21 protein-coding genes and 1 riboswitch are annotated in these 26,350 nt (G+C 41.6%); of the genes, 9 read left to right on the plus strand and 12 right to left on the minus strand.

All coding sequences use genetic code 11. The features are described 5' to 3' along the window. Positions 1–188 precede the first annotated feature (188 nt). Positions 189–971, plus strand: a complete 783-nt coding sequence (locus ACFVS1_RS21330; protein ID WP_387550296.1) for a COG4705 family protein — start codon at positions 189–191, stop codon at positions 969–971. 230 nt (positions 972–1,201) lie between these two features. Here ACFVS1_RS21330 and modA read toward each other — a convergent pair whose 3' ends face one another. Then, a complete protein-coding gene (modA, locus tag ACFVS1_RS21335; RefSeq protein ID WP_387550298.1) occupies positions 1,202–2,005 on the minus strand; it encodes a molybdate ABC transporter substrate-binding protein in 804 nt (267 codons plus the stop codon). Positions 2,006–2,153: 148 nt separating this feature from the next. Between modA and ACFVS1_RS21340 the strand changes: the two genes are divergently transcribed. Then, positions 2,154–3,074: a substrate-binding domain-containing protein gene (locus ACFVS1_RS21340; protein ID WP_387550300.1), complete on the plus strand. Its 921-nt coding sequence runs from the start codon at positions 2,154–2,156 to the stop codon at positions 3,072–3,074. A 94-nt stretch (positions 3,075–3,168) separates the two neighbouring features. On the opposite strand, the gene ACFVS1_RS21345 is transcribed toward ACFVS1_RS21340, so the two are convergent. From ACFVS1_RS21345 to bioB, 4 genes are all read right to left on the minus strand, one after another. After that, positions 3,169–4,335 carry an MGDG synthase family glycosyltransferase gene (locus ACFVS1_RS21345; RefSeq protein WP_387550302.1) on the minus strand — a complete coding sequence of 389 codons (1,167 nt, stop codon included), beginning with the start codon at positions 4,333–4,335 and terminating at the stop codon, positions 3,169–3,171. Between the two features lie 102 nt (positions 4,336–4,437). Further along, positions 4,438–5,037 carry a DedA family protein gene (locus ACFVS1_RS21350; RefSeq protein ID WP_387550304.1) on the minus strand — a complete coding sequence of 200 codons (600 nt, stop codon included), beginning with the start codon at positions 5,035–5,037 and terminating at the stop codon, positions 4,438–4,440. Positions 5,038–5,054: 17 nt separating this feature from the next. Then, positions 5,055–5,753, minus strand: a complete 699-nt coding sequence (locus tag ACFVS1_RS21355; RefSeq protein WP_387550665.1) for a polysaccharide deacetylase family protein — start codon at positions 5,751–5,753, stop codon at positions 5,055–5,057. 1,322 nt (positions 5,754–7,075) lie between these two features. Beyond that, positions 7,076–8,059, minus strand: coding sequence for a biotin synthase BioB (bioB, locus tag ACFVS1_RS21360; protein WP_352925191.1), 984 nt, complete (start codon positions 8,057–8,059; stop codon positions 7,076–7,078). A gap of 500 nt (positions 8,060–8,559) precedes the next feature. Between bioB and ACFVS1_RS21365 the strand changes: the two genes are divergently transcribed. The 3 genes from ACFVS1_RS21365 to bioA are packed head-to-tail and all read left to right on the plus strand — an operon-like array spanning position 8,560 to position 11,209. Further along, the gene (locus ACFVS1_RS21365) at positions 8,560–9,144 is read left to right on the plus strand and encodes a biotin transporter BioY (protein WP_241589970.1); all 585 of its coding nucleotides are present in this window, start codon (positions 8,560–8,562) and stop codon (positions 9,142–9,144) included. Continuing rightward, on the plus strand, positions 9,123–9,830 hold the full coding sequence (gene bioD, locus ACFVS1_RS21370; RefSeq protein ID WP_352925001.1) for a dethiobiotin synthase: 708 nt from the start codon (positions 9,123–9,125) through the stop codon (positions 9,828–9,830). The genes ACFVS1_RS21365 and bioD overlap by 22 nt, the downstream gene beginning before the upstream one ends. Beyond that, entirely contained in the window at positions 9,827–11,209 is a 1,383-nt protein-coding gene (bioA, locus tag ACFVS1_RS21375) for an adenosylmethionine--8-amino-7-oxononanoate transaminase (RefSeq protein WP_387550307.1), read from the plus strand. The genes bioD and bioA overlap by 4 nt, the downstream gene beginning before the upstream one ends. An 88-nt stretch (positions 11,210–11,297) precedes the next feature. Here bioA and ACFVS1_RS21380 read toward each other — a convergent pair whose 3' ends face one another. Further along, positions 11,298–12,647, minus strand: coding sequence for an FAD-binding oxidoreductase (locus ACFVS1_RS21380; RefSeq protein WP_387550309.1), 1,350 nt, complete (start codon positions 12,645–12,647; stop codon positions 11,298–11,300). Between the two features lie 245 nt (positions 12,648–12,892). Between ACFVS1_RS21380 and ACFVS1_RS21385 the strand changes: the two genes are divergently transcribed. Further along, entirely contained in the window at positions 12,893–13,207 is a 315-nt protein-coding gene (locus tag ACFVS1_RS21385; protein ID WP_387550311.1) for a hypothetical protein, read from the plus strand. Between the two features lie 157 nt (positions 13,208–13,364). Here ACFVS1_RS21385 and ACFVS1_RS21390 read toward each other — a convergent pair whose 3' ends face one another. Beyond that, a complete protein-coding gene (locus ACFVS1_RS21390; protein WP_352925005.1) occupies positions 13,365–14,753 on the minus strand; it encodes an amino acid permease in 1,389 nt (462 codons plus the stop codon). Positions 14,754–15,250: 497 nt separating this feature from the next. Beyond that, a riboswitch (glycine riboswitch) is annotated at positions 15,251–15,329 on the plus strand. A 206-nt stretch (positions 15,330–15,535) separates the two neighbouring features. Between ACFVS1_RS21390 and ACFVS1_RS21395 the strand changes: the two genes are divergently transcribed. From ACFVS1_RS21395 to ACFVS1_RS21405, 3 genes are all read left to right on the plus strand, one after another. Beyond that, a complete protein-coding gene (locus ACFVS1_RS21395; RefSeq protein WP_387550313.1) occupies positions 15,536–16,879 on the plus strand; it encodes an amino acid permease in 1,344 nt (447 codons plus the stop codon). A 259-nt stretch (positions 16,880–17,138) separates the two neighbouring features. Next, positions 17,139–17,339: a DUF3311 domain-containing protein gene (locus tag ACFVS1_RS21400; RefSeq protein WP_048685209.1), complete on the plus strand. Its 201-nt coding sequence runs from the start codon at positions 17,139–17,141 to the stop codon at positions 17,337–17,339. Then, a complete protein-coding gene (locus tag ACFVS1_RS21405; RefSeq protein ID WP_387550316.1) occupies positions 17,336–18,814 on the plus strand; it encodes a sodium:solute symporter family protein in 1,479 nt (492 codons plus the stop codon). The genes ACFVS1_RS21400 and ACFVS1_RS21405 overlap by 4 nt, the downstream gene beginning before the upstream one ends. 730 nt (positions 18,815–19,544) lie before the next feature. Here the strand turns inward: ACFVS1_RS21405 and argH are convergent. From argH to ACFVS1_RS21430, 5 genes are read right to left on the minus strand one after another with little or no spacing between them, the layout of a single operon-like run. Beyond that, on the minus strand, positions 19,545–21,029 hold the full coding sequence (gene argH, locus ACFVS1_RS21410) for an argininosuccinate lyase (RefSeq protein ID WP_387550318.1): 1,485 nt from the start codon (positions 21,027–21,029) through the stop codon (positions 19,545–19,547). A 15-nt stretch (positions 21,030–21,044) separates the two neighbouring features. Continuing rightward, positions 21,045–22,733: an ABC transporter permease gene (locus tag ACFVS1_RS21415; protein WP_387550320.1), complete on the minus strand. Its 1,689-nt coding sequence runs from the start codon at positions 22,731–22,733 to the stop codon at positions 21,045–21,047. Then, complete coding sequence (locus ACFVS1_RS21420; RefSeq protein ID WP_352925010.1) at positions 22,730–23,839, minus strand: ABC transporter ATP-binding protein; 1,110 nt, start codon at positions 23,837–23,839, stop codon at positions 22,730–22,732. The genes ACFVS1_RS21415 and ACFVS1_RS21420 overlap by 4 nt, the downstream gene beginning before the upstream one ends. A 15-nt stretch (positions 23,840–23,854) precedes the next feature. Beyond that, positions 23,855–24,946: an extracellular solute-binding protein gene (locus ACFVS1_RS21425; protein ID WP_387550322.1), complete on the minus strand. Its 1,092-nt coding sequence runs from the start codon at positions 24,944–24,946 to the stop codon at positions 23,855–23,857. Then, positions 24,946–26,172 (minus strand): ROK family transcriptional regulator, encoded by a 1,227-nt coding sequence (locus ACFVS1_RS21430; protein ID WP_387550324.1) that lies wholly within the window; start codon positions 26,170–26,172, stop codon positions 24,946–24,948. Before ACFVS1_RS21430 ends, ACFVS1_RS21425 begins: the two co-directional genes overlap by 1 nt. Positions 26,173–26,350: the final 178 nt, after the last annotated feature.

The following is a 26,350-nucleotide window of genomic DNA, read 5'->3' on the forward strand; positions in this document are numbered from 1 at the left end:
AAAGTCTTGCATATTACTCGCTTTTACTAATTATTGAAATGCTCTTTCTACAATTTAGCATTATTTTGCTTTTAATTTCGCCTTTTAATTGATTTTTAATCCTTTTTTCAAGTTGCGTTAAGGTTGACTTGATATGGTTAATATATCGAAAACGAAATAAAACAAAAGAAGATAAGGAGGATTCATAAATGAATGATACAAAAAGCCCATCCATCGGGCGTCAGATGTTGAACAAGGTTCCTGAAGTCATCATTTATTTCTGGATCATCAAAATAATGGCAACCACTGTGGGCGAGACGGCCGCAGACTTCCTGATTGGAAATCTGAAATTGGGCTTGACCAACACAACTTTAATCATGAGTGTCCTTTTGATCATAACGCTTTTCTTCCAATTCAAAGCGAGTAAGTATGTGCCAAGGATTTACTGGTTTACGGTAGTGATGATTAGTGTTGTAGGCACGCTAATTACCGACAACCTCGTGGACAATCTTGGGGTCAGTCTGGTGACCACAACTATCATCTTCACAGTTGCGATGCTTGCGACGTTTGCGGCTTGGTATGCGAGTGAGAAGACACTGTCCATTCACTCTATCTACACGTCCAAACGAGAAGCGTTCTACTGGTTGGCCATCTTGTTCACCTTCGCCTTGGGTACCGCAGCTGGTGATCTCATAGCAGAAGGTCTCAACATGGGCTATTGGAAGTCAGCACTTATGTTTGCGGCATTGATTGGGGTGGTGACCATCGCCCACTACGGTTTCAAACTAAATACAGTCCTTTCCTTCTGGATCGCCTACATCTTGACTCGTCCTCTCGGCGCCTCTCTTGGCGACTATCTGTCACAACCTCGTGATAAGGGTGGCCTTGGTCTAGGTACGACGGGAACCAGTTTGATCTTCCTCGTAATTATCTTAGGCTTGGTATTCTATTTGACCAAAACAAGAAAAGATGAGAGCAAGGCTGTGGAGTAGAGGTAGATCAAGTTCTGATAATTCAGCTGTCCATCACCGAACAGGTTACAGACCTCTGGGGAAAGTACAATCTTTCCCCGATCTTTCTCCTACATTTACTTGATATGGCTTTCATATTCGGGTTGCACCCTGTAGATTTCACCCATGCAGGACACACAAAAGAAAAGGCCACCAAATTGGTGGCCTTTGTTATAGTATGAAATTTATCTTTATTTTACAAAACTGCGGCATTAATTCAAATTTCCAAATCCGTATTTTTCAAAAACCTTCTTTGAATCTTTGTTTTGGAGATACTCGTAAAATAGTTGGGCTTCTTTAGGATGCGAACTTTCCTTAATCACACCTACCGGATAGATAATAGGATCGTGCACTTCTTTATCAGCCACTGCAACGATTTCTACTTTTTCTGAGCTTAAGGCATCTGTTTTATAAACAAGTCCTGCGTCCACATTTCCTGTTTCTACATATGTAAGCACTTGACGAACATCCTTAGCATAGACCAGTTTTCCTTCAATCTCTTTCCAGAGGTTTAGTTTTTCTAATGTTTGCTTTGCATATTGTCCTGCAGGTACTGACTCAGGGGTACCGATGGATATTTTAGTAGATTTAGTAAGGTCTTCTATCGCTTTTATCCCTTTATCAGAGTCCTTTGGAACCACCAGCACCAGATCATTGCCGACTAAATCGATTCCGTTTTTCTCTTCAATAAGATCTTCCTCTACTAATTTATCAAATTTATCTTCTGCAGCTGAGAAAAACAGGTCGACAGGTGCGCCTTGGGATATCTGCTGCTGAAGAGCTCCAGAGGCTCCAAAGTTATAATGAACTTCTACATTTGCATTCTCTTTTTCAAAAGACTTCTTTATATCATTTAAGGCATCCTGCAAACTTGCAGCTGCCGAAACCATCAGTTCCACTTTCTCGTCAGCTTGTTGCGTCTGCTTTTCTGTACCCTTTTCTTCATCACTTGAACACCCTGCCCCCACTATCACAAGCATCATTATCGAAAAAATCAAAAGGTATATTTTTTTCAAAGTCCCTCTTCCTTCCTTACTAGTTATAATTAGTTATATCTAATTATAACTAGTATAAGACGTATAAAAGGTTTTAATCAATGCCCTTTTTGCTGTGAATTTACTTTTTTAAGAACTCTAAGATACAATAAAGAACGGAGGGATGCACATGTCAAAAGAGCTTTCCTATACGATCGAGGAAGTGGCACAGCTTTTAAAGGTATCTAAATTGACAATTTATGATCTTGTTAAAAAAGGGGACCTCCCAGTATTCCGTGTGGGAAGGCAGATGAGAATGGATGCAAAAGACTTGGAGTTGTATATTTATAACCATAAGTCCAGTACATCCCCAGTTCCTGTTGCCGATTCCCCTAAAAACGAAGTGAAGGATTCCCTTGTCATAAGCGGTCAAGACATGGTGTTAGATATACTAGGGCAGTACATTCAGAAGGACACCAGCTATAAAACATTACGATCTAATACAGGTAGTCTCAGCGGTCTTATATCCATGTACAATGGGGAATCCGACATCGTTAGTTTGCATATGTTTGATGGAGATACTGGGGAATATAATCTTCCTTATATAAAAAAGATTTTGGTGGGTTATCCTTATATTTTACTTAATCTTGTTTCAAGGAAAGCTGGTTTATATGTTAAAAAGGGAAATCCTTTTGGCCTCACAACTTGGACTGATTTAAAACATAAAGACTTGGCCATCATCAATCGAGAAAGAGGATCGGGAGCACGAATTCTTCTTGATGAGCAGCTAAGAATTCACAGTATATCTTCTAAAAATCTTAAGGGATATGAAAACGAAGAGACCAACCACTTAAGTGTGGCTTCAGCTGTTTCTGCTGGGATAGCGGATGTGGGTGTTGGAATTGAAAAAGCTGCAAAAATCGTTGGAATTGACTTTGTCCCATTAATTACAGAACGTTATGACCTTGTTATTTTAAAATCTCCTAAAAACGAACAGCTCATAAACGTTGTTAAGCGCATTTTATCATTGAATTCATTTCAAGCTGAAATCAAAGCTTTAGGTGATTATGATATTTCTCAGACAGGCTCTATCATTTGCGAGACATTTTAAACAGGAAGGCTACTGATTCAGCAGCCTTCCTGTTAAGTATGCATCAAACTATGGTCAATGACTTCACTAGCATAAAAGGCCTTTCTTACTGAGATCAGCTATAAAGAAGTTTGGGCTGTCGGGCTAGATAGGAAGGTGTTCCGTTTTGATTAAGATTAAGGATCAATTTCATGACCTCCACTATTCCCTCAGGTTTCTCCAACTCTATTTCCTGATGATAAGCTTCTATGGATGTGTTCCACTTTTTCATTTTTTTCTGATCCTTCAATATACTCAGCAATTGTTTTTCAAAAGGCGTTATCTGATTAAGTTTAAATACAAGTCCTTGTTGTTTTAAATATTGCAGATTAATTTCCTCCTGCCCGGGAAGCCTCGAATGAACAAATATGGGAAGCCTTTTTCGCAATGCTTCGCTGATCGTGACACCGCCCGGTTTCGTAACGATTGCGTCAACTTCTTCATAAAGCTTATTCATTTCAGACCTTGATGAGATATAAGGCAATGGTTTGATATGTGGTAAGTTCCATGTTTCGATTTCTTCATATAGCTTGTTGTTATTTCCGCAAAGGACTAAATAATCAAAGTCGGTTGAATTCTTTAACTCATCACCTAAGTTTAAAATCCCTCCCAGACCGCTATTTCCTCCGGATATCAAAATTTTTGGCCGTGCTGTGTTTCTTTGGACACGAGCAATTTTAGTGATTTCCTCGTGCACGGGGATGCCAGTGACCATCATCGTTTGTTTTGGTATTTGACGCTTACTCATCAGCTTTTCTTTTACTTCTTGACTAGGAAGAAAATGGGCATCTATCCCTTCGCTTCCCCACACATTATTAATGAAGTAGTCCGTGTACACGTTTATCACCGGTGTGCCGCACTTCCCTTTCATCTTTAGCTGACTTAAAAGATAGGAAGGGAAACCGTGTGTACACACAATTAAATCAGGCTTTTCTTCTGCTATCAATTGTTCTAATTTATTCATGAATAATTGCTGATACCACTTAAATATCCGTTCCTTTGGAGTGTGCACATAAAACAGATTCTTATAGGCAAGATTATAGGTTTCCGGCGCATAACGGATCCATGTTAGATAACTAGTTACAATGATTTTTTCTAGAGAGGTATTGGTATAACTGATTAGATCGATTTTCTTATAAGTAATCCCATTTGAATGCTTTTTTAACATATCCATTAATGCCTCTGCAACTTGATGATGTCCCGACTGCATTCGAAAGAGAGGTAAAAACAAAACCTTCTTCATATGTGTCATCTCCTAAGAAACCATTCTGAAAATACAAAATATATAGTTCATGATATCTTCCTCTTACAATAAATTTCCAACGTTTTATAATAAGGATCCGACTCAACTTTTGGACATTAGTTTTCTCTTTTTCACGTATTTGATAGTAACATATAGTACAAAAATAATTAAAAATACAACACCTAAATATGGAACATATTTGGGATTAACATCAAAAGCATCCCCGATATAATAACCGGCCACTATAAAAGGGACGGTCCATAGAATAGTGCCTAATAGTGAAAATAGAAAGTATTTCCGAAAAGGTATAGAAGAGATTCCTGCGAAATATGGACTAATTTGTCTTATTCCCGGAATATAAAATCCCAATACCAATGTTTTTTGTGCATTATCCGTATAGTTTTTCTTTGCTTTCTCCCAGCGTTCAGTCGTAATCCCAATGAATCTTCCATATTTATTTATAAATGGATACCCCACATATTTTCCGCATGCATAAGCTGCAAGCATTCCGATAAAGGCACCGAGAATTGCACACAGCATGGCCAAACCCAGTGAGAGCTTACCTTGTGCTACCAACACCCCAATCAGAAATAAAAGTGATTCTTCTGGAGCAGGCACTCCCACAATGCCGAAGAATAAAAAAAGAAAAATGATCAGGTATCCATATGTATCAATAAAATGTAAAAGCGTATCTATATTCATAATACCCCCAGAATTAATTATAAGTCTTTTAAAGTAATGAAGTGTATTCCTTTTCCCTTACTTTCCTGCAGGTAAATTTTCAACATTTCAATCATATAGCCTGGTGCCTCTTTATCCGCCCCCAAGGTTTCACCACAGTCATGAAGCAACAGGATGGAACCTTCCGTCGAAGTGCTTCGCAGTTGATCAAGCAGAGTATTTTTGCAATTTTCGGCCTTCCAATCCCCGAAGATGCCGGACCACATTATCACTCTATATTTCTTACTGAAAAGTGGGGTGAATAGATTAAAATGGCCCCATGGCGGTCTATAAAAAATAACCTTTTCATTCGTAACTTCATTTATCGCCTTTTCAGTCATTTCCAACTGTTTCCGTAGATGGATTGGTGATAACACCCAACTTGAAACATGATGAAAATGATGGATACCGATAGTATGTCCCTCTTCATGGATCCTTTTAATAATCTCAGGATTACTTTTCACTTTACTTCCAACAACAAAAAATGTAGCCTTTATCTCATACTCTTTTAAAAGGTCAAGTAATTTTATTGTATATTCAGGGTTTGGGCCATCATCGAAAGTTAGCGCAATCCCATTATTCGAATTGATTTTCTTTGTTATTCCCAGACTGCATACACGAATAACCACCGTTGGGATAATCGTATAAAAAATTAATAGCAATAATAAAATAATAAAACTAATCAGCCATATATGCATCACACAAAACTATCCTCTCATTATTGATATTACCAATACTGATTCTTTCCCTAAATCATATTCATTTACCACAATACTGCAAATATTATCGTATTGAGGTAATTCGTTAAAAAACCTCTCCTTACAATTTAGCATTTTTTTTTCATTATTTTCACTTATCAATCATTTTTTTATTTTTGTAAAGATTGACAGACCAATAGCCCGCTTACAGCAAAACCATAAAGAGTGAGTTTGCCTGCTGTTTTTTTCTTGAAAGGTGTTTAGTTGATTTCAGAAATCCGTTCCCTTTCCGCCGACTGTCTGCTAAGCCTCCTCACCGCAAACGGCTGTGGGGTCTTGGCTAGCCAGTTATTCGGCAGGAGTGTCGCAAATTTCTTCCATCCAATAAGGGTGTTTCAGGGTGAGCTCAATCCGAGCCTCCTATTATCGAAATGGGTTTCTATCTGAATTTTTTAAACAAATTTGATTGAAGCGGGTGACGAGACTCCTGCGGGAAATGCGAGGCTACCGGACCGCCCGCGGAAAGCGAGTGCCTGGAGAGGGAATCAACATTCTATATAAAAGAAACCCTTTAAAAAAGACATTCAGTTCATTTTTTCAATCCAATAAGTTTACCTGCAGATATTTTTAAAAAATCATTCCAGTTGATTGGAACGGAAGGCGCGAGACTCCTGCGAGAAATGCGAGGCCAGGGGAGACCCCACAGGCGCAAAGCACCGGGGAGCCTCCCGGACCGAGTGCCTGGAGCGGAAATCAACATTCTATATTAACTAACCCTTCAAAAAAAACATTCAGCTCATTTCTTCAATCCAATAAGTTTACCTGCAGATTTTTATAAAAAACATTCCAGTTGATTGAAACGGAAGGCGCGAGACTCCTGCGGGAAATGCGAGGCCAAGGGAGACCCCACAGGCGCAAAGCGCCGAGGAGGCTCCCGGACCGCCCGCGGAAAGCGAGTGCCTGGAGCGGAAATCAACATTCTATATAAAAAAAACCCTTCAAAAAAGACATTCAGACCTTTTCTTCAATCCAATAAGTTTACCTGCAGATTTTTATAAAAAACATTCCAGTTGATTGGAACGGAAGGCGCGAGACTCCTGCGGGAAATGCGAGGCCAAGGGAGCCCCACAGGCGCAAAGCGCCGAGGAGGCTCCCGAACCGCCCGCGGAAAGCGAGTGCCTGGAGCGGAAATCAACATTCTATATTAACTAACCCTTCAAAAAAGACATTCAGTTCATTTCTTCAATTCAGTAAGGGTTTCATAAAACAGTATTTTATCGAAAAAAAAAAACACCCTGAGGGTGTTTTTTAAAAGTTTCCAATTAAAGAGCACATTCTTCAATTTCGAATCCAAGGTCTTCGATGATTCCCCAATCGGCTGTGGGTTCTTGACCCGCTGTCGTTAAATAATCGCCGACGAAGATGGAATTGGCTGCATAAAGTGCCATGGGCTGCATGGAACGGAGATTGACCTCACGACCGCCGGCCAGACGGATTTCTTTACTCGGATTAACGAATCTCATCATCGAAATCAATTTCAGGCATTTAGTGGGGGTCAACTCGGAAGTTCCCTCAAGCGGCGTTCCGTCAATTGCATTGAGAAAATTACAAGGAATGGAATCTGCATCAAGGCTGCGTAAGGATAGGGCGATTTCCACCGCTTCCGACTCAGATTCCCCCATACCGAAAATGGCACCAGAACATGGGGACATTCCGGCTTCTTTCACAGCTTCGACTGTATCTACTCGGTCTTCATATGTATGCGTCGATGTAATTTTACTGTAGTTTTCCTGTGATGTATTCAAATTGTGGTTGTAGCGATGAACGCCTGCTTCCGCTAGTTTGCCCGCATGTTCCTCATTAAGGAAACCTAAGCAGCAGCAGATTTTAAGATCCGTCGTTTCGCGGATTTCTTTCACCGCTTCAATGACATGATCGATTTCTCTGTTGGTCGGACGACGGCCAGACGCAACGATGCAATAAGTACCGGCTTTGCGACGAATTGATTCTTGTGCTCCCTCGACAATCTTTTCTTTCGTCAGCCAAGCATATTTATCGATCGGGGCTTCCGACACGATCGACTGCGAGCAGTAGCCGCAATCTTCGGGACATAATCCTGATTTCGTATTGATGATCATATTCAATTTAACTTTTTTCCCATAATGATGCTTGCGTATCAAGTAGGCTGCATTCAAAATTTCCAAAACCTCTTCGTCTGGGGCTTGTACGATGGATAATGCCTCTTCCTCCGTCACTTTATATCCTTTGATAACGTTCTCCGCTAACATCTTCCAGTCCCTTACCATTGTTTCCAAACCTATCCCTCTTTTCTTTATTGTGTGCCGAATCGCTGGTTTATGGATTCCTTGACTATGCAATTCCTAGAAAAGGAGCATAACCCGGTCTGGTAAATAAAGACCAGCTGCCTGCAATATATCCACCTGATGCTCCAACCGTGAGCGTCTCCATCCCCAATCCACTTTCCCTTCCAACCAATTGGTCACATGTGCACCATTAACCACAATGGGCAGCACTTAACATTTAGCAGTATCAATACTGCCTGGCGATTCAAATAAATATGTTAACCTAAAATATTTTAAGTTAACATATCGATAGAATAATAACATACTAACAAAATATTATTCAATGGTATTTTTTCAATATTTTCCTAGTATGCCCTTTAAATACCGATAAAGCTGGCCTTTTTATGTTAACTAAATAATAAATTAGTTGACATATAAAATAGGAATCAGGCAAACTAATAGTGGGCATTTTGCCAGCACTTTCATAAAAGGAGGTTAAAAACTTGAAAGCAAGGACGATTTCCTATGTGGCCCTTTTTACTGCGTTAACTGCCATTGGCGCCTTTATTAAGATACCTATCCCTTACATACCATTTACACTGCAAATTCTGGCAGTCTATTTGGCAGGCGCATTATTGGGGCCCCGGCTTGGAATGCTCAGTCAGTTATGCTACGTCTTGATTGGACTTATCGGGGTGCCCGTGTTTGCTGAAGGCGGGGGATTCGGCTATATATTCAAACCTACATTCGGCTATTTGCTCGGATATATACTGGGAGCCTATGTAAATGGATGGCTGATCAACCGGTTTTCCCTCTCCACGATTCGTTCCATATTCTATGCTAATGCCGCCTCTTTACTGACAGTTTACCTTTTCGGCTGCATCTGGCTGTATGGTGCGATGAAGTGGATTGTTGAAACGCCGCTTTCCATCAACCAGACAATTCTTTACGGCTTCTTGTTACCTGTACCCGGTGATTTAATACTATGCATTCTATGTGCTGTCATCATTCAACAAGTACGTCCGCGCATTGCAAGATATATAAACGTAAAGGAGCTGAATCATCCATGGGCCAAGCCTACTTTATAACCGGAACTGGCACGGATATTGGAAAGACCATCGTCACGAGTGCACTCTATCTGTCTCTTCAAACATTGGGAAAAAGCGTCACGATTTTCAAGCCATTTCAAACTGGAATCAATGAGGAAAATCATACATACCCGGATATATCTTGGTTTGAGCAGGAACTCGGTGTAAAGGACTCAGGGTTTTACACACTGAAACCGGAAACCTCCCCACATTTGGCGATTAAATTAACCGGCAGTCTTATCGATGAGAAGAAAGTCGTAGAAAGGGTTCATGAACTTGAGGAAATGTATGACATCGTATTAGTCGAGGGCGCTGGCGGATTGGCTGTGCCACTTATTGAACGAACGGAAGGTTTCTATATGACGGCGGATTTCATAAAGGATTGCGGCATGCCTGTCCTCTTCGTATCCACAAGCGGTTTAGGGGCGATTCATGATGTCGTGACGACCCATTCTTATGCCCAAGTCCACGATATAAACGTGAAAGCCATTTTGTATAATCATTTCCGGCCGGAAGATCGGATTCATCAAGACAATATCGAAACCATTGAAAAGCTGACTGGGCTGAATGGCCTCGCCTGCATCCCAACACTGGCCGATGTTAGAAAAGACTTGAGGATCTGCATCCTTGATTTACTTAGTGATCAAGATTATACCCAACAACTGAAAGAGGTGTTCAACGCATGAACAGTCAGGATTTAGAACAATGGGATAAGGAATATGTATGGCATCCGTTCACACAAATGAAAACGTATCGGGAAAGCAAACCGCTGATCATCGAGCGAGGCGAAGGCAGCTACCTGATTGATGTGGATGGCAAACGCTACCTCGACGGCTATGCTTCATTATGGGTGAACGTGCACGGCCATAACGAGCCGGAACTAAACGGCGCCCTAATTGAACAAGTGAATAAAGTCGCGCACTCCACGCTGCTGGGATCTGCGAATGTACCATCGATCTTACTGGCGAAAAAACTGGCCGAGATCACTCCCGGTTCTTTATCGAAAGTCTTCTACTCCGATACGGGATCTGCCGCAGTTGAAATCGCCCTTAAAGTCGCTTATCAATATTGGCAAAATATCGATCCCATCAAGCATCAGAATAAAAACAAATTCGTCTCCCTTGACGAAGCATACCACGGCGATACTGTCGGAGCTGTGAGTGTGGGCGGAATGGATCTATACCATAGAATCTTTAAGCCCCTCTTATTTCAACGGATTTCCGCCCCTTCACCATATGTCTATCACATGACTGAGTATGGAGATCAAGAAGCGGTGAAAAACCATTGTTTGAAGGAACTGGAGAAGTTACTGCAACAACAATCAGAGGAAATTGCAGGATTGATCATCGAACCGCTCGTGCAGGGAGCAGCAGGCATCATAACCCATCCGCATGGCTTTTTGAAAGAGGTCGAACAATTATGCAAAAAGTACAATATCCTCTTAATTTGTGACGAGGTGGCCGTAGGATTCGGTCGCACCGGTACAATGTTTGCCTGCGAACAGGAAGATGTCGTCCCCGATATCATGTGCATGGGCAAAGGGATCACTGGGGGATATATGCCACTTGCAGCCACCATCATGACCGAGCAAATCTTTCAATCCTTTTTGGGGGAAAGAGAAGAACATAAAACCTTCTATCACGGCCACACTTATACAGGAAATCAGCTAGCCTGTGCACTGGCCCTGAAGAATATCGAGCTAATGGAAAGCCGCAATCTCATTAAAGACATCCAGAAAAAATCTAAATACCTATCACAAAGACTGCAAGCGCTATACGAACTCCCGATAGTCGGCGATATCCGCCAGCGCGGCTTCATGATGGGAGTGGAAATCGTTAAAGACCGCCAAACAAAAGAAACGTTCACCCTCCAAGAGAATGTCGTTTCCGGAATCATCCATACAGCACGGGAAAATGGCCTGATCATTCGGGAACTTGGTTCTGTCATCACGATGATGCCGATCCTTTCCATGTCAGAAAAGGAACTCGATTTCATGGTCGAAACCGTCTACCATGCCATCCAGGAAGTCTCCATTCATAAAGGTTTGATTCCAGCAGCTAACTGATGCACAAAGAACCGGAAGAGCAGAGCTCATCCGGTTCTTTCTATTCTTTTAATTGTGATATTAGAACTATATCTATAGGAACTTCTTTTCAGACCCACTTCTTAAAAGGCGGTATACTTTGAGGGAATTTAAACGTATTGTATGGATCATATCTCGTTTTCACTTCCCGAAGCCGCTTGAAATTTTCTCCATAGTACGCAGTTGGCCAATCTTCGATGAGGATATCCGGCCAATTCACGTAGTCACCTGTAGTATATGGTGACAAAGCGCATTTAAGTTCTTTGATCCACTGGATGTTTTGCCGCTCTTCTTTTGGATCCGTCCATGTAGCGAGATACTCCTGGGCGATGATGGCGTCCCGATAATAAAAAGCCGTTTCATATGGGGCCACACGGCCAGCTGCCCCTCCTAGGGATTGGTGCCAAATGGCTGCATTTTCATTTGGAGCGTTTTCCAGAAAATGCTTCATCGTCAAGATTGCTTGCCGTTGAAAAGGTTTTTCAATGAAAGACCCCGACCGCTTGCGATAGGCCGGTCGATTTCCACTTGGATCATTAAAAAATTGCACAGCATCAATGTACGGGACTTCCTTTATCATGATATTTGTTGGAGAACCAGCTCTCGTCAAAGGCTTTAGAAGCTGCTGCAGCCTATATGACGGCCCAACAAATTCACCTTGAGCGATAATTTGGTTTACTTCCTTTGACTTGAATTCGATTTCAGAAGTTAAACACTCTTCAACTTGAGGGGCCCAATCCTGCCAGGCTTCAAACACCGCTTCAAAATCTGTCCATCCCCATGTGACGGAGAAAATAGATACCCTTGATACTGGGTGTACCATGAAGGTAAGGGAAGTGATTATGCCAAAGTTTCCCCCTCCTCCCCCGCAGCATGCCCAAAATAAATCACTATTAATTTTCCTATTTGCTTTAATGAGTTTGGCGCCCCTCTTTCCGCATGCCCTTACCATTTCTATTTCAAGCAAATTGTCACAAGTAAGTCCAAAGCGTCTCGATAACATACCTATTCCACCGCCGAGCGTAAGGCCTACAAGACCAACACTGCTTTCGGTCCCAGCCGGAATCGTCGTGCCATACTTCCATAGCGTATTATATACTTGACCTAAATCAGCTCCGGCTTCGATTTTTGCAATCATTTTTTCACGGTTGACCTTGATATTGTACATTTCACTTATATCAATGATTAGACCGCCATTCACTAATGAAAAATTTTCATAACTATGCCTGCCGCTCCTAACCCGGAAAGGTGTATGATTTTCCCGGGCCCACTTCAATGAGTTCAACACATCATTGGAATTTTGACAAAACACAATGACCTTTGGGAATTTAGAAAAACTTAAGTTATTATTTATCCTGGCATGCTCATACTCAGCATCATTAGGTGTAACGACCCGCCCGGTAAGCTTTGCTCTTTCCAAAATATAACCCCTTCCTCGGGTAAAGATGATGTTACATCCTATGAAAAAAGCTGACAGGAAGACACATTCCATAAGTGTCCCCCTGCTGGCATCCCTAGTTACGGCGTCTAATTGGCTTTACTCGTGAGTTTCACTTGTTTACTCGTGTATTCCGCTGTTTTACTCTTGAATTCCGCTGTTTTACTCGAGTTTCGCAGCTTTACTCGTGAATTCCACTGTTTTACTCGAGTTTTGCAGCTTTACTCGTGAATTTCGCTGTTTTACTCGTGAATTCCACTGTTTTACTCGTGAATTCCACTGGTTTACTCGTGAATTCCGCTGATTTACTCGTGTATTCCGCTGATTTACTCGAGTTTCGCAGCTTTACTCGTGAATTCCACTGGTTTACTCGTGAATTCCGCTGTTTTACTCGTGAATTCCACCGTTTTACTCGTGAATTCCACCGTTTTACTCGTGAATTCCACCGTTTTACTCGTGAATTACGATGGTTTACTCGTGAATTCCACTGGTTTACTCGTGAATTCCGCTGTTTTACTCGAGTTTCGCAGCTTTACTCGTGAATTCCACTGTTTTACTCGTGAATTCCACTGTTTTACTCGTGAATTCCGCTGATTTACTCGTGAATTCCACCGTTTTACTCGTGGAATTCCAACAATTGATCCCCAAAGACAAAAAAGCCCTTCTCGAATTAAGAGAAGGGCTTTCTAATAGAGTTTCTTATCCCGAAATTTCATCATCGGATTTAACATCCAATGGTGTTCGTTTATCCATTTTCAGCATGTAATAACTTGCTACGACCAAGGCTAGGAAAACGATTCCGACAACCAAGGAAATTCTTGTACTAGGATTGATCCACATACCGACCAGCACCATCAGTAAAAAGGCTATTGTCGCATAGTTACTGAAAGGGGCCAACGGCATCTTGAACGGATGCTTCTCCATTTCAGCGGCATTCACCTTTCTGAATTTAAGCTCACTGATAAGTAAGACAAACCATGGAATCATCCCAGGTAATACACTCGCACTGTACACATAAAGGAATAATTGCGGCGGGGCAAGGAAATTCAGGATAACCCCGATGCCCAATCCTAAAAGTACAGCGATCGTACAATATGCCGGCACTCCATTTTTAGACACTTTAGCAAAGATTTTCGGAGCTTGGCCATTCAATGCCAGTGTGTACAGCATACGCCCTGCACTGAAAATCCCACTGTTGCATCCAGACATTGCCGCAGTGATTACGACAAAATTGATGATTCCTGCTGCTGCTGTGATACCTATTTTGGCAAAGGTTGAAACGAATGGACTTCCTAAGTCGTCCAGTTGATCCCAAGGGAAGACTGTCACGATGACGAATATGGCGCCAATGTAGAAAATTAATATGCGCCATATGATTGATCGGATCGCTTTTGTTACAGTCTTCGTTGGATCTTTCGCTTCTCCGGCTGTGATGCCGATAAGCTCAACGCCTTGATAGGATGCCACGACAAGGGAAAGCGCAAAGAAGAATCCTGTCCAGCCTCCCGTAAAAAAGCCGCCATTCGCCCAAAGATTCGATAATCCAATCGCATCCCCGCCATTCCCTATTCCAAAGAAGATAAGGCCTAGGCCGGCAACGATCATCAATACAATCGTTATGATTTTTATAAGCGCAAACCAGAATTCAAATTCCCCGAAGGATTTAACTGAAATGAGGTTGGCCGCCCCCAAGATGATCATGGCCACCACACCTGGTATCCAAGCCGGTAAATCCGGGAACCAATATTGCATATACAACCCAACCGCAATGATTTCGGACATTCCGACAATTACCCATTGGAACCAATTGCTCCAAGCAGTCATATAACCTGCCAAAGGATGTATATAGCTGCTCGCAAAGGTTGCAAAAGAACCTGTAGTCGGTTCTAAATAAAGCATCTCACCCATGGAACGCATGATGAAAAATATAAAAATACCTGCGATGGCATAAGCAAGCATTACAGAGGGCCCGGTCCATTTGATCGTGCTCGCAGATCCCATGAATAACCCGACACCGATGGTTCCGCCCAAAGCTATCATTTGAATGTGACGTGCTTCCAGCCCTCTCTTTAATTCCTTGTTCGACATGTTTAACTCCCCCAGATGCAATATCGGTAATGCTTTTCTATCCTTACCACGAACGACCCTCTATTAATTATTGCGGTTAGAAATGCTCTATTAAAAAAAATCAATAACACTTCAATTATGTTTTCTTATCTTATAATAGTAAATATTCTGTAAAAATACAATTGTATTTTTGAAATAAACAGTTACCAAATATATCTTGGCAATTTTCCTAATCTAAAAATATCTTTTTAAAAAAATGATGATCAATATTTCATAATAGTGATCATCCCAAAAAAAATTTTCAAGTACCTTAATAAAAATTAAGACCACTATAAAACTGCAGATATGGCCATTTTCACTTCAAAAAAACTTGTTGACCTACCGAAAAATAGATGATAGAATTCCAATATTATTTTATAAGCATAATGAATGATTCAGCAGTGGTAGATTATCACTGACGACATTTATTCACAACCGCATACAAGCAAGCAATGAATGCTATGGATGACACTATAGCAGGAGCAGCTTCTGGAGAGACTGTACAAGATGCAGCGCCGAAGGATTCACAATCTCAGGCAAAAGGACAGAAGAGTAACGAATGATAAAATTGTTATTCTGAACCCTTTAAGAGATTGGTATTATCCAATCTCTTTTTTTATTGTCCATTTGTGGTTGGACTAAAAACAACAGCTTTAAAACCAATGGGAAAGGCAAGCTGGACGAATAAATCACGTCCCTCTCTCCAAGACCATGCAGGTAAACTCATTCACTACCAAGACTATAAAAAAACGGGGGCGTAGGAATTGGCTAAACAAGAATTAAAAAGAGATTTAAAAAATAGACATGTACAACTGATTGCAATAGGAGGAACCATTGGAACCGGATTATTTTTAGGTTCCGGAAAAGCCATACAATTGGCAGGACCTTCTATTTTATTTTCCTATCTGATAATAGGGGTTGCCTTGTTTTTTGTAATGAGGGCACTAGGGGAATTGCTCTTATCCAATGCAGGGTATACATCATTCACAGAATTTGCGACCGAATATGTCGGTCCATGGGCCGGCTTCGTGACAGGTTGGACTTATTGGTTTTGTTGGATCATGACCGCAATGGCCGATATCATAGCTGTTGGCGTCTATATACAATATTGGTTTGATATCCCTCAATGGATGCCGGCTCTAATATGCCTAGTCATTCTATTAGGATTGAACCTATTGACCGTTAAGTTATTTGGTGAATTGGAATTCTGGTTTGCCATCATTAAAGTAATCACGATCATCGCCTTGATCATCGTGGGAATCATCCTTTTGATCATCGGCTTCAATACCAATACCGGAACGGTTTCCGTAACGAACCTATGGAATCATGGGGGCATGTTCCCCAATGGCATTTCCGGATTCCTATTATCATTACAGCTGGTCGTCTTCTCATTTGTCGGTGTCGAATTGGTCGGTGTTTCCGCAGCAGAAACGGCAAACCCGAGAAAGAACATTCCATCTGCCATCAATAAAATCCCTGTCCGGATTTTACTTTTCTATGTTGGTGCACTATTCGTCATCCTCTGCGTCAACCCATGGACACAACTGGATGCCACGAGCAGCCCATTTGTAGAGGTCTTTGCGTTAATCGGCATTCCTGTCGCTGCAGGGATCATCAACTTCGTCGTTTTGACATCCGCTGCTTCTGCATGCAACAGCGGTTTATTTTCAACGAGCCGAATACTTTATACATTAAGCAGGAATGGAGAAGCTCCTGCTAAACTGGAAAAATTAAACAAACAGTCTGTTCCGAGCAATGCCTTATTAACATCCACAATCGTTGTATCAATAGGGGCATTATTAAGCAAGCTGATACCGGAACAGGCATTTACCGTCGTGACGACCATCAGTGCCATCTGTTTCATATGGGTATGGAGCATTATCTTGATTTCCCATATCAAATATTCGAAAACAAGGCCTGACCTAAGAGCAAAATCGACTTTCAAGGCTCCTTTTACACCATTTGTCAATTACGCCATTTTAGGATTATTCCTGTTCATCCTTATTGTTATGCTATTCGCTGAAGCTACACGACTATCACTGCTCTTGACCCCATTCTGGTTCATACTATTGGTGATACTATATAACTATCGGAAAAAATATAGCTAAAGGAAATAAAGCCTTGAACTCACTATGAATTCAAGGCTTTATCTGTCTAATGAACATATCAGTGCGCACTGTTGCTCAAATATATCCGGCAATTGCATTAAATTTTATATCAAAATAGTGTAAGCTAATATATATTATCGGACCTTTTCCGTCATGTATGAATTTTTCATCCCGGTTTGGTTCACCCATCCATCAATGGCATTGAAGAATAACCCCCATTGATGGGCGTTTCACTTTATTAAAACGGAGGGGTTTGTTTATGAAGATTATCTATATTCTTACTCTAGTTCCTTTTATAGGCATACTAGGATTTCTGCCTTTTGTTAATAAAATAGAACCATATGTATTAGGGATGCCTTTCAATATGTTCTGGATGGCTATGTGGGTGGTCCTTACCTCTGCCATACTGGGCATCATGTATAAGCTGGATCCCAGGAATCGGGAAGGTGACCAGGAATGAATATTGCTCTCTTAATCATTTTAGCATTTTTACTTCTATCGATATTTTTAGGCCTACGCTCTTCAAAAGGAAAAGATATGGACTTGGAACAATGGACGGTGGGCGGACGCGGTTTTGGTGCGATATTCGTCTTTCTGCTGATGGCCGGGGAAATCTATACGACCTTCTCCTTCCTTGGCGGCAGCGGCTGGGCATATGGCAAGGGCGCACCCGCTCTATATGTTCTAATTTACATTACTTTGTCTTACGTATTATCCTATTGGCTCCTACCGGAAATATGGAGATATGCCAAAGTAAATAAACTGATGTCTCAATCCGATTTCTTTGTAAGCAAATATAAGAGTCCCGGTTTAGGAATTTTGGCTGCGCTTGTCGGTGTGGTGTCGATGATTCCAGTGATCGTCGTGCAGCTGAAAGGATTGGGGATCATTGTCTCAGAAGCGTCTTATGGTGCCATTTCCATGTCTGAGGCAGTTTGGATGGGGGCGATCAGCCTTACCATTTATGTGATGATCTCCGGTATACACGGTTCAGTTTGGACAGCGGTCATTAAAGATATCATGATGGTCGCCATAATAGGATTTCTGGGGATTTATCTGCCGATTCATTATTTTGGCGGATTTCAGCCGATGTTTGAAGCGATTGATGCGGCCAAGCCTGGTTTTCTAAAGTTCCCAGATCAGGGACTTAGCGTATCATGGTTCATCTCCACGGTAATATTGCTCGTATTCGGTTTCTATATGTGGCCCCAGGTTTTCAGCGCAGTCTATTCAGCACGCAGCGGCAAGGTATTTCGAAAAAATGCCATCATCAGCCCTTTATATACTCTCATGCTGTTATTCGTCTTTTTCGTTGGGTTTACAGCTATATTAAAAGTGCCCGGACTTGTTGGGGCAGATGCAGACCTGTCATTGCTGCGCCTTTCGATTGAGACCTTTGATCCATGGTTTATAGGCATAATCGGCGGAGCTGGATTGTTGACCGCATTGGTGCCGGGATCCATGCTTTTGATGAGCGTCGCTACACTGCTCGCGAAAAACGTTTATAAGGATTTTGCACCTGCAGTGTCCGATCGCCACGTTGTACGATTGGCAAAGTTCCTTGTTCCAGTCATTGCCCTTATAGCCGTCTACTTCACCTTAAAAGGCGGTGAAACGATGTCAGCATTAATTCTTATGGGATATAGTCTCATCACACAGCTTTTCCCATCCCTTCTCTTTAGTCTGAAAAGGAATAATCCGATCAATAAATTTGGCGCAATCGCCGGTATCATTACAGGATTGGCCATCGTAATCTGCATTACACTCAGTCATTCGACAATAGGGACCTTGTTTCCATCCTTGCCGCAAGCAGCGAAAGATTTGAATGTGGGAATCATCGCATTGGCAGTTAATTTCATTGTGATGATCACGGTAAGTCTTGCTTTCAGAAAGCACTCGGTTCTGTTGGAACCTAAATCCGTTAACGATATATGAAACTAATTTGAAACCGGTTATTTTGGATAATAAAGAAAGCTCAGTCAAAAGACTGAGCCTTCTTTATTATCGACACCCAAAGCATCTCAAGATTGATTATAGGAAGTCTCAATTCAGGCTACTGATCTTTTTTGTTTATAATCAAATCCCCTATTTTAAGTAATAAATACAACGAAAAAATAATCATCAAGTTTCTGGATACTACGAGGCCATCAATACCTAAATCATATCCTCTAGGTATTAATAATTTAGGGTTAAAGCAAAAAGTAATCGATATTACAAAAGCTATTAAAATCAGGATAAAACCGAACTGAAATCTATTTGACATTAACATTCCGCCTTACATTATGTATTTTACAAATACTATACATATATTATGATTGATAAAAATTCAAAATAAATAGCCACCCTAATAAAGAATGACTATATATCATGAAATATGAGCTTTAGCAGTTGGCACATAAAATGCATCGTAATGCTTCCGGTCCAAATACTCTAATTTCACGCTTTTCCTTGTGAAATTGGAGCAAATACTACGTAATTTCACACTTTTACCCGTGAGTTTGGTGCAGATACTCGTGAGTTTCACACTTTTACTCGTGAGTTTCACACTTTTACTCGTGAGTTTGGCGCATATACTCGTGAGTTTCACACTTTTACTCGTGAGTTTGGCGCATATACTCGTGAGTTTTATGCGCGTTAAGACTCATTTTCCTTTAACACCATACCTTCAGTAATCCACTAAAGCCTTCCTGCCATCATTCAATGCTTTGACCATTACCTTGTATTCCTGCATCTCTTGTTCCAGTTTTTGTTTTCTATTTACAATCATTCTCGTAACCTCTTTTGGGGAGGGCCCGCCTTGTATGCTTCTAATCGCCACAAAGTATTCGGGAGAGATTATTTTTTTCCATTCATCTTCTGCTATGTTCACTGAAACGAATTCATTGATGATCTTGTTGATTTCTTGTGTGTCCCAATCATATAGCTCCTTCCCTTCACTAATCGACCGTTTTGCAATATGACTGGCTATGGAGTGGGCCTTTCTAAAGGATATGTCGTAATCTCTTGATAGGGTATCCGCTAATTCAGTAACCGTTATACTGGATTTTGCAGCCATTTTCTTTGTATGGTCTTCATTTACTTTCAAAGTGGATATGACGGCATACATTAATTTCATGACACGTCCTGCATTCGAAAAAGCTCGATATAAATGAGGCTGTAAATCATCTTCCGTATCGACGATATCACCAAATGGCGTATTGTGGATCATATTCATTGCAGCGAGTGCATCACCATACGCACTGCTTGCAATCGAACGGGAATGTTCAATGGAAACTGGATTTCTTTTTTGCGGCATGATGCTGCTCACTTGAACATAAGGATCCGCCACATGAAAGGTTCCAAACTCCCTTGTCACATGCTGCAGGAAATCTTGAATCCATCTCCCTGCATTGACCATGCACGTCATGATGGCCGTTGCGGTTTCCAATAAATAATCCGCCCCGCCTATCGAGTCATAGGAATTCTCGATTACCGAATCAAACCCAAGCAGTTCGGCCGTACGGTTCCGGCTGATTGGAAAACCGGTGGTCGTTAACGCGGCAGCGCCCAAAGGCGATTGGTTAACCGTTTCATAGGCTGCCCATAACCGGCCAATATCTCTTTGAAGCACATCATAAATGGCTAAAAAGTAATGTCCTATCGTAGTCGGCTGAGCCGGCTGGGTATGCGTGTAACCAGTTATATAGGTTTCTGTATGTTTTTCAGCCTGCACCAGGAATGCCTCACTCAAATGGTTTGCATAGCCAATCAATTGGAGCAGATGGCCTCTCAAAACAAGTCGGTACATCGCGACTCCCATATCATTACGACTGCGGCCGATATGAATCTTTCCTGCAAGTTCATGACCGATTTCCTCACCGATCTTTGCCTCCATCATGAAAAATAAGTCTTCGAATTGGGGCTGATAGGTCAACTGCTTGAGATCTGTTTGGGCCACTTTCCGAATCCCATCAAGCATGGTTTTTGCCTCTTCTTCCTTAATGATCTTTTGTTCCGAAAGCATGATGACATGCGCCCGATGAATATCGAACATTGCATGAAATAAGTAATCTCTTTGATCATTAAAAACAGGCATCAGAAGCTCTGTAGCATATGTTTTTCCGGGAAAGACACTACCTTCATTTTTGATAAATTCTTCAAGCCTGCTCATCTTTGAACCTCCGATTTATAAAGCTTTTTCCGCTTTGATTCCAAAAAACTTGTTCGAAATAAAGAGAACGATTACAATCAGCGTGATTTGAATCATCCCATAGGCAGCTGCCTGCCCCATATTGAACATCCGAAGCTGATTCATGATTTCAATGGATATGGGCCTGTTTGAAATTGTGTACAACAGGACCGAGGTAGGGAATTCCCCCACAGATTCGATAAATGCCAATAATGTCCCTGATAAAACGCCAGGCATAATAATCGGGAATATGACCTTTCTGAAGGTATAAAACCACTTTGCCCCCAAGTTTCTGGCTGCTTCTTCAATCGAATCATCGAGCTGCTCCAGAACGGCGTTGGTCGAGCGGACAACGAGTGGAATATGCCTGATGAAATAGGCAAGAGGCAAAATCCAAAATGTTCCTACCAATATTTGACCAAAGGAAAAAACGCTAGGTTCATTGAATGCGAATATCAAGTTCATCCCTATGACTGTTGCAGGCAACGCCCAAGGAATCATGACTAGAATATCGACAAAGCTTTTCCCGATGAATTTCCGTTTGACAAGCACATAGGACGCTATGACCCCAAACACCAAATTTGCCAACGTAGCAATAACGGCCATCAGTAAACTATTTCGTAACGGTTTGAAGATATTAGGGTCTTCGAACAAAAGCCGGTAATTTTCCATATTAAATACTGTTGGATAAGTTTGAAATGTCCAGGTTCCATCCGGCACTAATGAAAGCAATAAAATCGTAAAGTGCGGCAAAAGCAGAATAATTACGCCGATGATACCCGTCAAGACCATCACCCATTTCGTAAACGGGTTCTTCACTTCACTCCTGTGTGCGCCAATTCCTTTCGAAGGCATGCGATAATCCTTCCTATTCTGATACCAACGCATGAATAATAGAAATGAAATCGAAACGATGGATAAAATGACGGATTGAGTAGCGGCAATTTCCATATCACCATTGATTTTTGAAAAATAAATTTGCAGGCTCAACACCCTGAATCCGCCGGCTAATAAAAACGGGGCACTGAAAGACGCCATCGATATCATGAAAACAAGTAGAGAAGCGGCAACGATGGCAGGTGTCAATAATGGAAATGTAACCTTCCAAAAAACCTTGATTTTATTTGCGCCTAAGTTATAAGCCGCTTCTTCAAGGGACGGATCTATTTTATTGATTGCAGCGGATACGGTCATATAAAAATAAACATACATCGTATAGGCATGAACGATAAGGATTCCCGATACCCCGCCAATCTTGAACGGAACTTTATCGAGTCCAAACAGGTCCTTGATGGCATTTGGTATCAATCCCGATTCTCCATATAAAAACATAAAGGCCATGACCCCTACCAATGATGGAAGGACAATCGGCAAAATCGCTGCTGATGAAAAGAAGCTTCTGCCGGGAAAATCATAACGGTTAAAAATAAATGCGAGCGGAATGCCAATCAAGGCACTGACCAATACACTCAATAAGGATATATAAACAGAATTCCATAGAGCCTCTAAATTCGTTTTCGATTCCTGTACGAAGAAGTCCTGATAATTTCCAAGGGATATCGTTCCGTCTTTTTGAAGACTTTCGATAAAGGTCCTCAACGATGGGTAGAGAACATACGCTACGAGCACCAATGCCACTGGTATAAGGAGCCAAATCGTCAATCTAGTATCACGATTTTTAATCATGGAGCTTCACCGCTTATGATAGGGATAAGACGCAGCTGTTTCTCAGGAAGCTGGACATACACTTCCTTTCCTTGATAAAAGTATCCAAAATCCTGAGTGTTGAATACATCGACCCTTAGTAACACGTCTTGAACATCCACGATGACATTCACAACAGATCCAAAGAATTGGACGGAATTTATTTGACCTTTAAAGATATTCATTCCTTCTTCGGCTACATCCAGAATTCTGATTGCTTCAGGACGAATCGAAACAGCAAGGTCATCAGTCTGTACGATTGAAATTCCTTCACTAGCTTGATTTTCTACATTCAATTTAATCGGTTGTTCACTATTTTTAAGGGCAACCACTACATTCTCTTGCTGAACTTTTTCGACTTGAACGGGCAATAGATTAATCTCGCCTATAAAACTCGCCACAAAATCATTGGCCGGCTGATTATAAATTTCTGCCGGTGTCCCGACCTGGTGACATACACCATAATTGAACACAGCGATCCGATCACTCATGGATAATGCCTCGGCCTGATCATGTGTGACATAAATGGTGGTAATTCTATAATCACGCTGCAGCCTTAAGATTTCCACCCTCATTTCATCACGAAGCTTGGCATCCAGATTACTTAATGGTTCATCCAGCAGTAATATCTCCGGTTCAATGACCAGTGCTCTCGCAAGGGCCACCCGCTGCTGCTGCCCTCCGCTTAACTGGCTCACTTGACGATCCGAGTAGCTCTCCAGCCTGACCTTTTGGAGGGCATCCAGCACTCTCCTCTTTAAGTCAGCAGAAGAAACCTTTCTTACACGCAAGCCAAACGCTACATTTTCAAAAACAGTCATGTGGGGAAAGAGGGCATAGTTTTGAAAAACCATGCCTGTATTTCTTTTCTCCGGAGGTACACGCGTCATATCTTTGTCGCCAAATCGGACGACACCTTTTGTCGGATAATAAAAACCGGCAATCATCCGAAGCGTTGTCGTTTTACCGCAGCCGCTTGGACCAAGAAAGGTAAAAAACTCCCCTTCTTTTATTTCCAGATTTAAATGGTCGACAGCTATCGTTTTCCCGAAGGCTTTTTGGACATTCTCTATTTTTATTGACGCCATCCCAACGACACTTCCTTATTCTTTAATTTCTTTATCTCCACTTTTAATATTTTCGTCCCAATATTTCATCCACTCGTCACCTTTTTCCTCGAATGCATTCCAATCAATATCCATCGCTTTAATTTCCGTTTCCGTGATCCATTCAGGTAAATCCTTCACATCATTTCTGGTCGGAATCCTGTAAAATTCTTCTGCCAAAATTTTTGCCGCTTCCGGTGAATTCACGAATTCATAAAAGGCTTCTGCCGCTTTTGGATGCTTGGCACCTTCAACGATGGCGATACCTTCAGTCAATACTGGTGTTCCGCTTTCTGGAATGACGAACTCAAACGGATAATTTTTATTTTCCTTCAGCATGACGACATCCGGCATTGCCCAAACGGAAAGTGAGCCCTCTCCTTTGGCTACCTTGTTATACATCATTTCCGGGTTTGCCGAATATTCCTTTGTGTTTTGGTCGAGCTTCTTTAACCAGTCATACCCATCTTTTGGATCATTTGTATCCTTATACGTACGATAGATCATCGCAGAAAAAATTGTCCTCATCGTTCCGGAGGCTAACGGATAGCGGATGATGATTTCGTCTTTCCACTTCGGATCAAGCAACTCATCCCAATCTTTCGGTACCTCGTCTTTTGATAGTTCTTTGCTGTTATACATGATGACTTCCGGTGTCTGGCTCGTTCCCGTCCAATACCATTCCGGGTCGTGGAATCCTTCATCAAGACTATCGGAATAGCTAGGCTTATAAGCAGCCAGCAGCCCATCACCCTTTGCTTGATTGAAGTTCGTGGAAGGTGCCCCCCACCAAACATCTGCCTGTGGATTACTTTTCTCTGATCGAACGCGGTCAAGGATTTCCTGCGACCCCATATCAAGCCACTCAACATCGATGCCATACTCTTCTTCGAACTGCTTTTCGAATTTTGATAAAATATCTTTGCCATGCGGTGAATAAACAACGATTTTATCCTCCAGATCACCCTTTTTTCCCTTGGCACCGCCAGCATCCGAATTCGTTTTCGTATCTGTACCGTTACATCCCGAAATCAATAGTGCTGCCGATAAGGCCATCACTGAAACAAATGACTTTTTCTTATTTTTCACTAATACTCCCCCTCATCCCGAAAATTCAAAATGCCATCATGCTCCCTTAAGAATAAGGAAACCGCTCCTAGTACTCCTGCGTTTTCTCCAAGTTGTGAAGTTTTCATTTCTACTAAACTTGGAAGATATCGATCAACGATCTCCCGAATTCTAGGTAAAATGTATTCAGATGACTTTAATACACCACCTCCTAAAATGATCACTTCTGGATTTAGCAAACTTGCCGCATTGACAATTCCGCACGCTAAATGTTCGATGGCTTCATTTATGACGGCCATAGCAACCGTGTCTCCATTTTTTGCTGACAAAAAGGCATCCTCCCCCGATAATTCGGAAGATTTGGCCTGTTCGAATAAAAGATGATGAGGATCGTTGAGGACCTCCCTTGTAAAATGAGCGCCAATCGACTTGCCGCCTGCAACACTTTCCAAATAGCCGTATCTATGGAAAATCGGCTTGAATTCACGCTTCATATCCTCTTTGTCCGTTACCATATATCCCATTTCCCCAGCTGCACTGGAGGCCCCTCTGTATAACTGGTTATTCAAGATAATGCCGCTTCCAATCCCCGTGCCAACCGCAATGAACAGCAAATTCCGCTTATTTTGGGCATTACCCAGCCACTGTTCACCTAATGCAGCCGCGTTTACATCATTGTCCAGAAAAATGGGGAAATCAAAATACCGCTTCGCTTCAGCTATGAACGGATATTGTACCCAGCCTAAACTCGGTGCCTCTATTACTAATCCGCTTGCCGTTTGCGTTATACCAGGAATCCCGACTCCCATCCCCAATATCCTGCCTTTCGCAATTTGGTTCTTTGCAATTAACCGTTCCGTTTCAATCGCCATTTGTTTAAGAAGCCCTGAATGTAAAGAAGTGTTTGTTGAAAAACTAGTGTCGGCGAGAATGTTGCCGCTTAAATCACTTAAAATGATTTTCACTTTCGTCCCGCCTATATCGACCCCAATGATATAGGCTGCCTTTTCATTAAAAAAGAGCTGGATGGGCCTCCTCCCGCCTTGAGAGGAGGATTCTCCTATTCCTTTCTCAATTACCCATTTCTCCTGTATAAGTTCATCCACAGCCAGAGAAACAGTTGGTTTACTTAGCTGAAGCTTAACGGCGATTTCAGATCTTGAAATGGGTGAACATTCCTGGATGCATTGAATGATTCTTTTTTTATTGACATACTTTTGATGACTGGGTGGTCTTTTAAAACTCATCACATCACGGCCTTACATCATTTAGTTAGTAAATCTTCCTAATTAAGTAAAAATATAACTTAAAAAAATACAGCAGACAAGTTATTTTTCCGAACATTTAAAATGTTCAACTTTTAATAGTTACTTCGAATCATTTACATTTATAACCATAAATGCTATTTATTAGATAAGTTTTTTC

Source organism: Peribacillus sp. NPDC058075 (assembly GCF_042885195.1).
Lineage (GTDB): Bacteria > Bacillota > Bacilli > Bacillales > DSM-1321 > Peribacillus.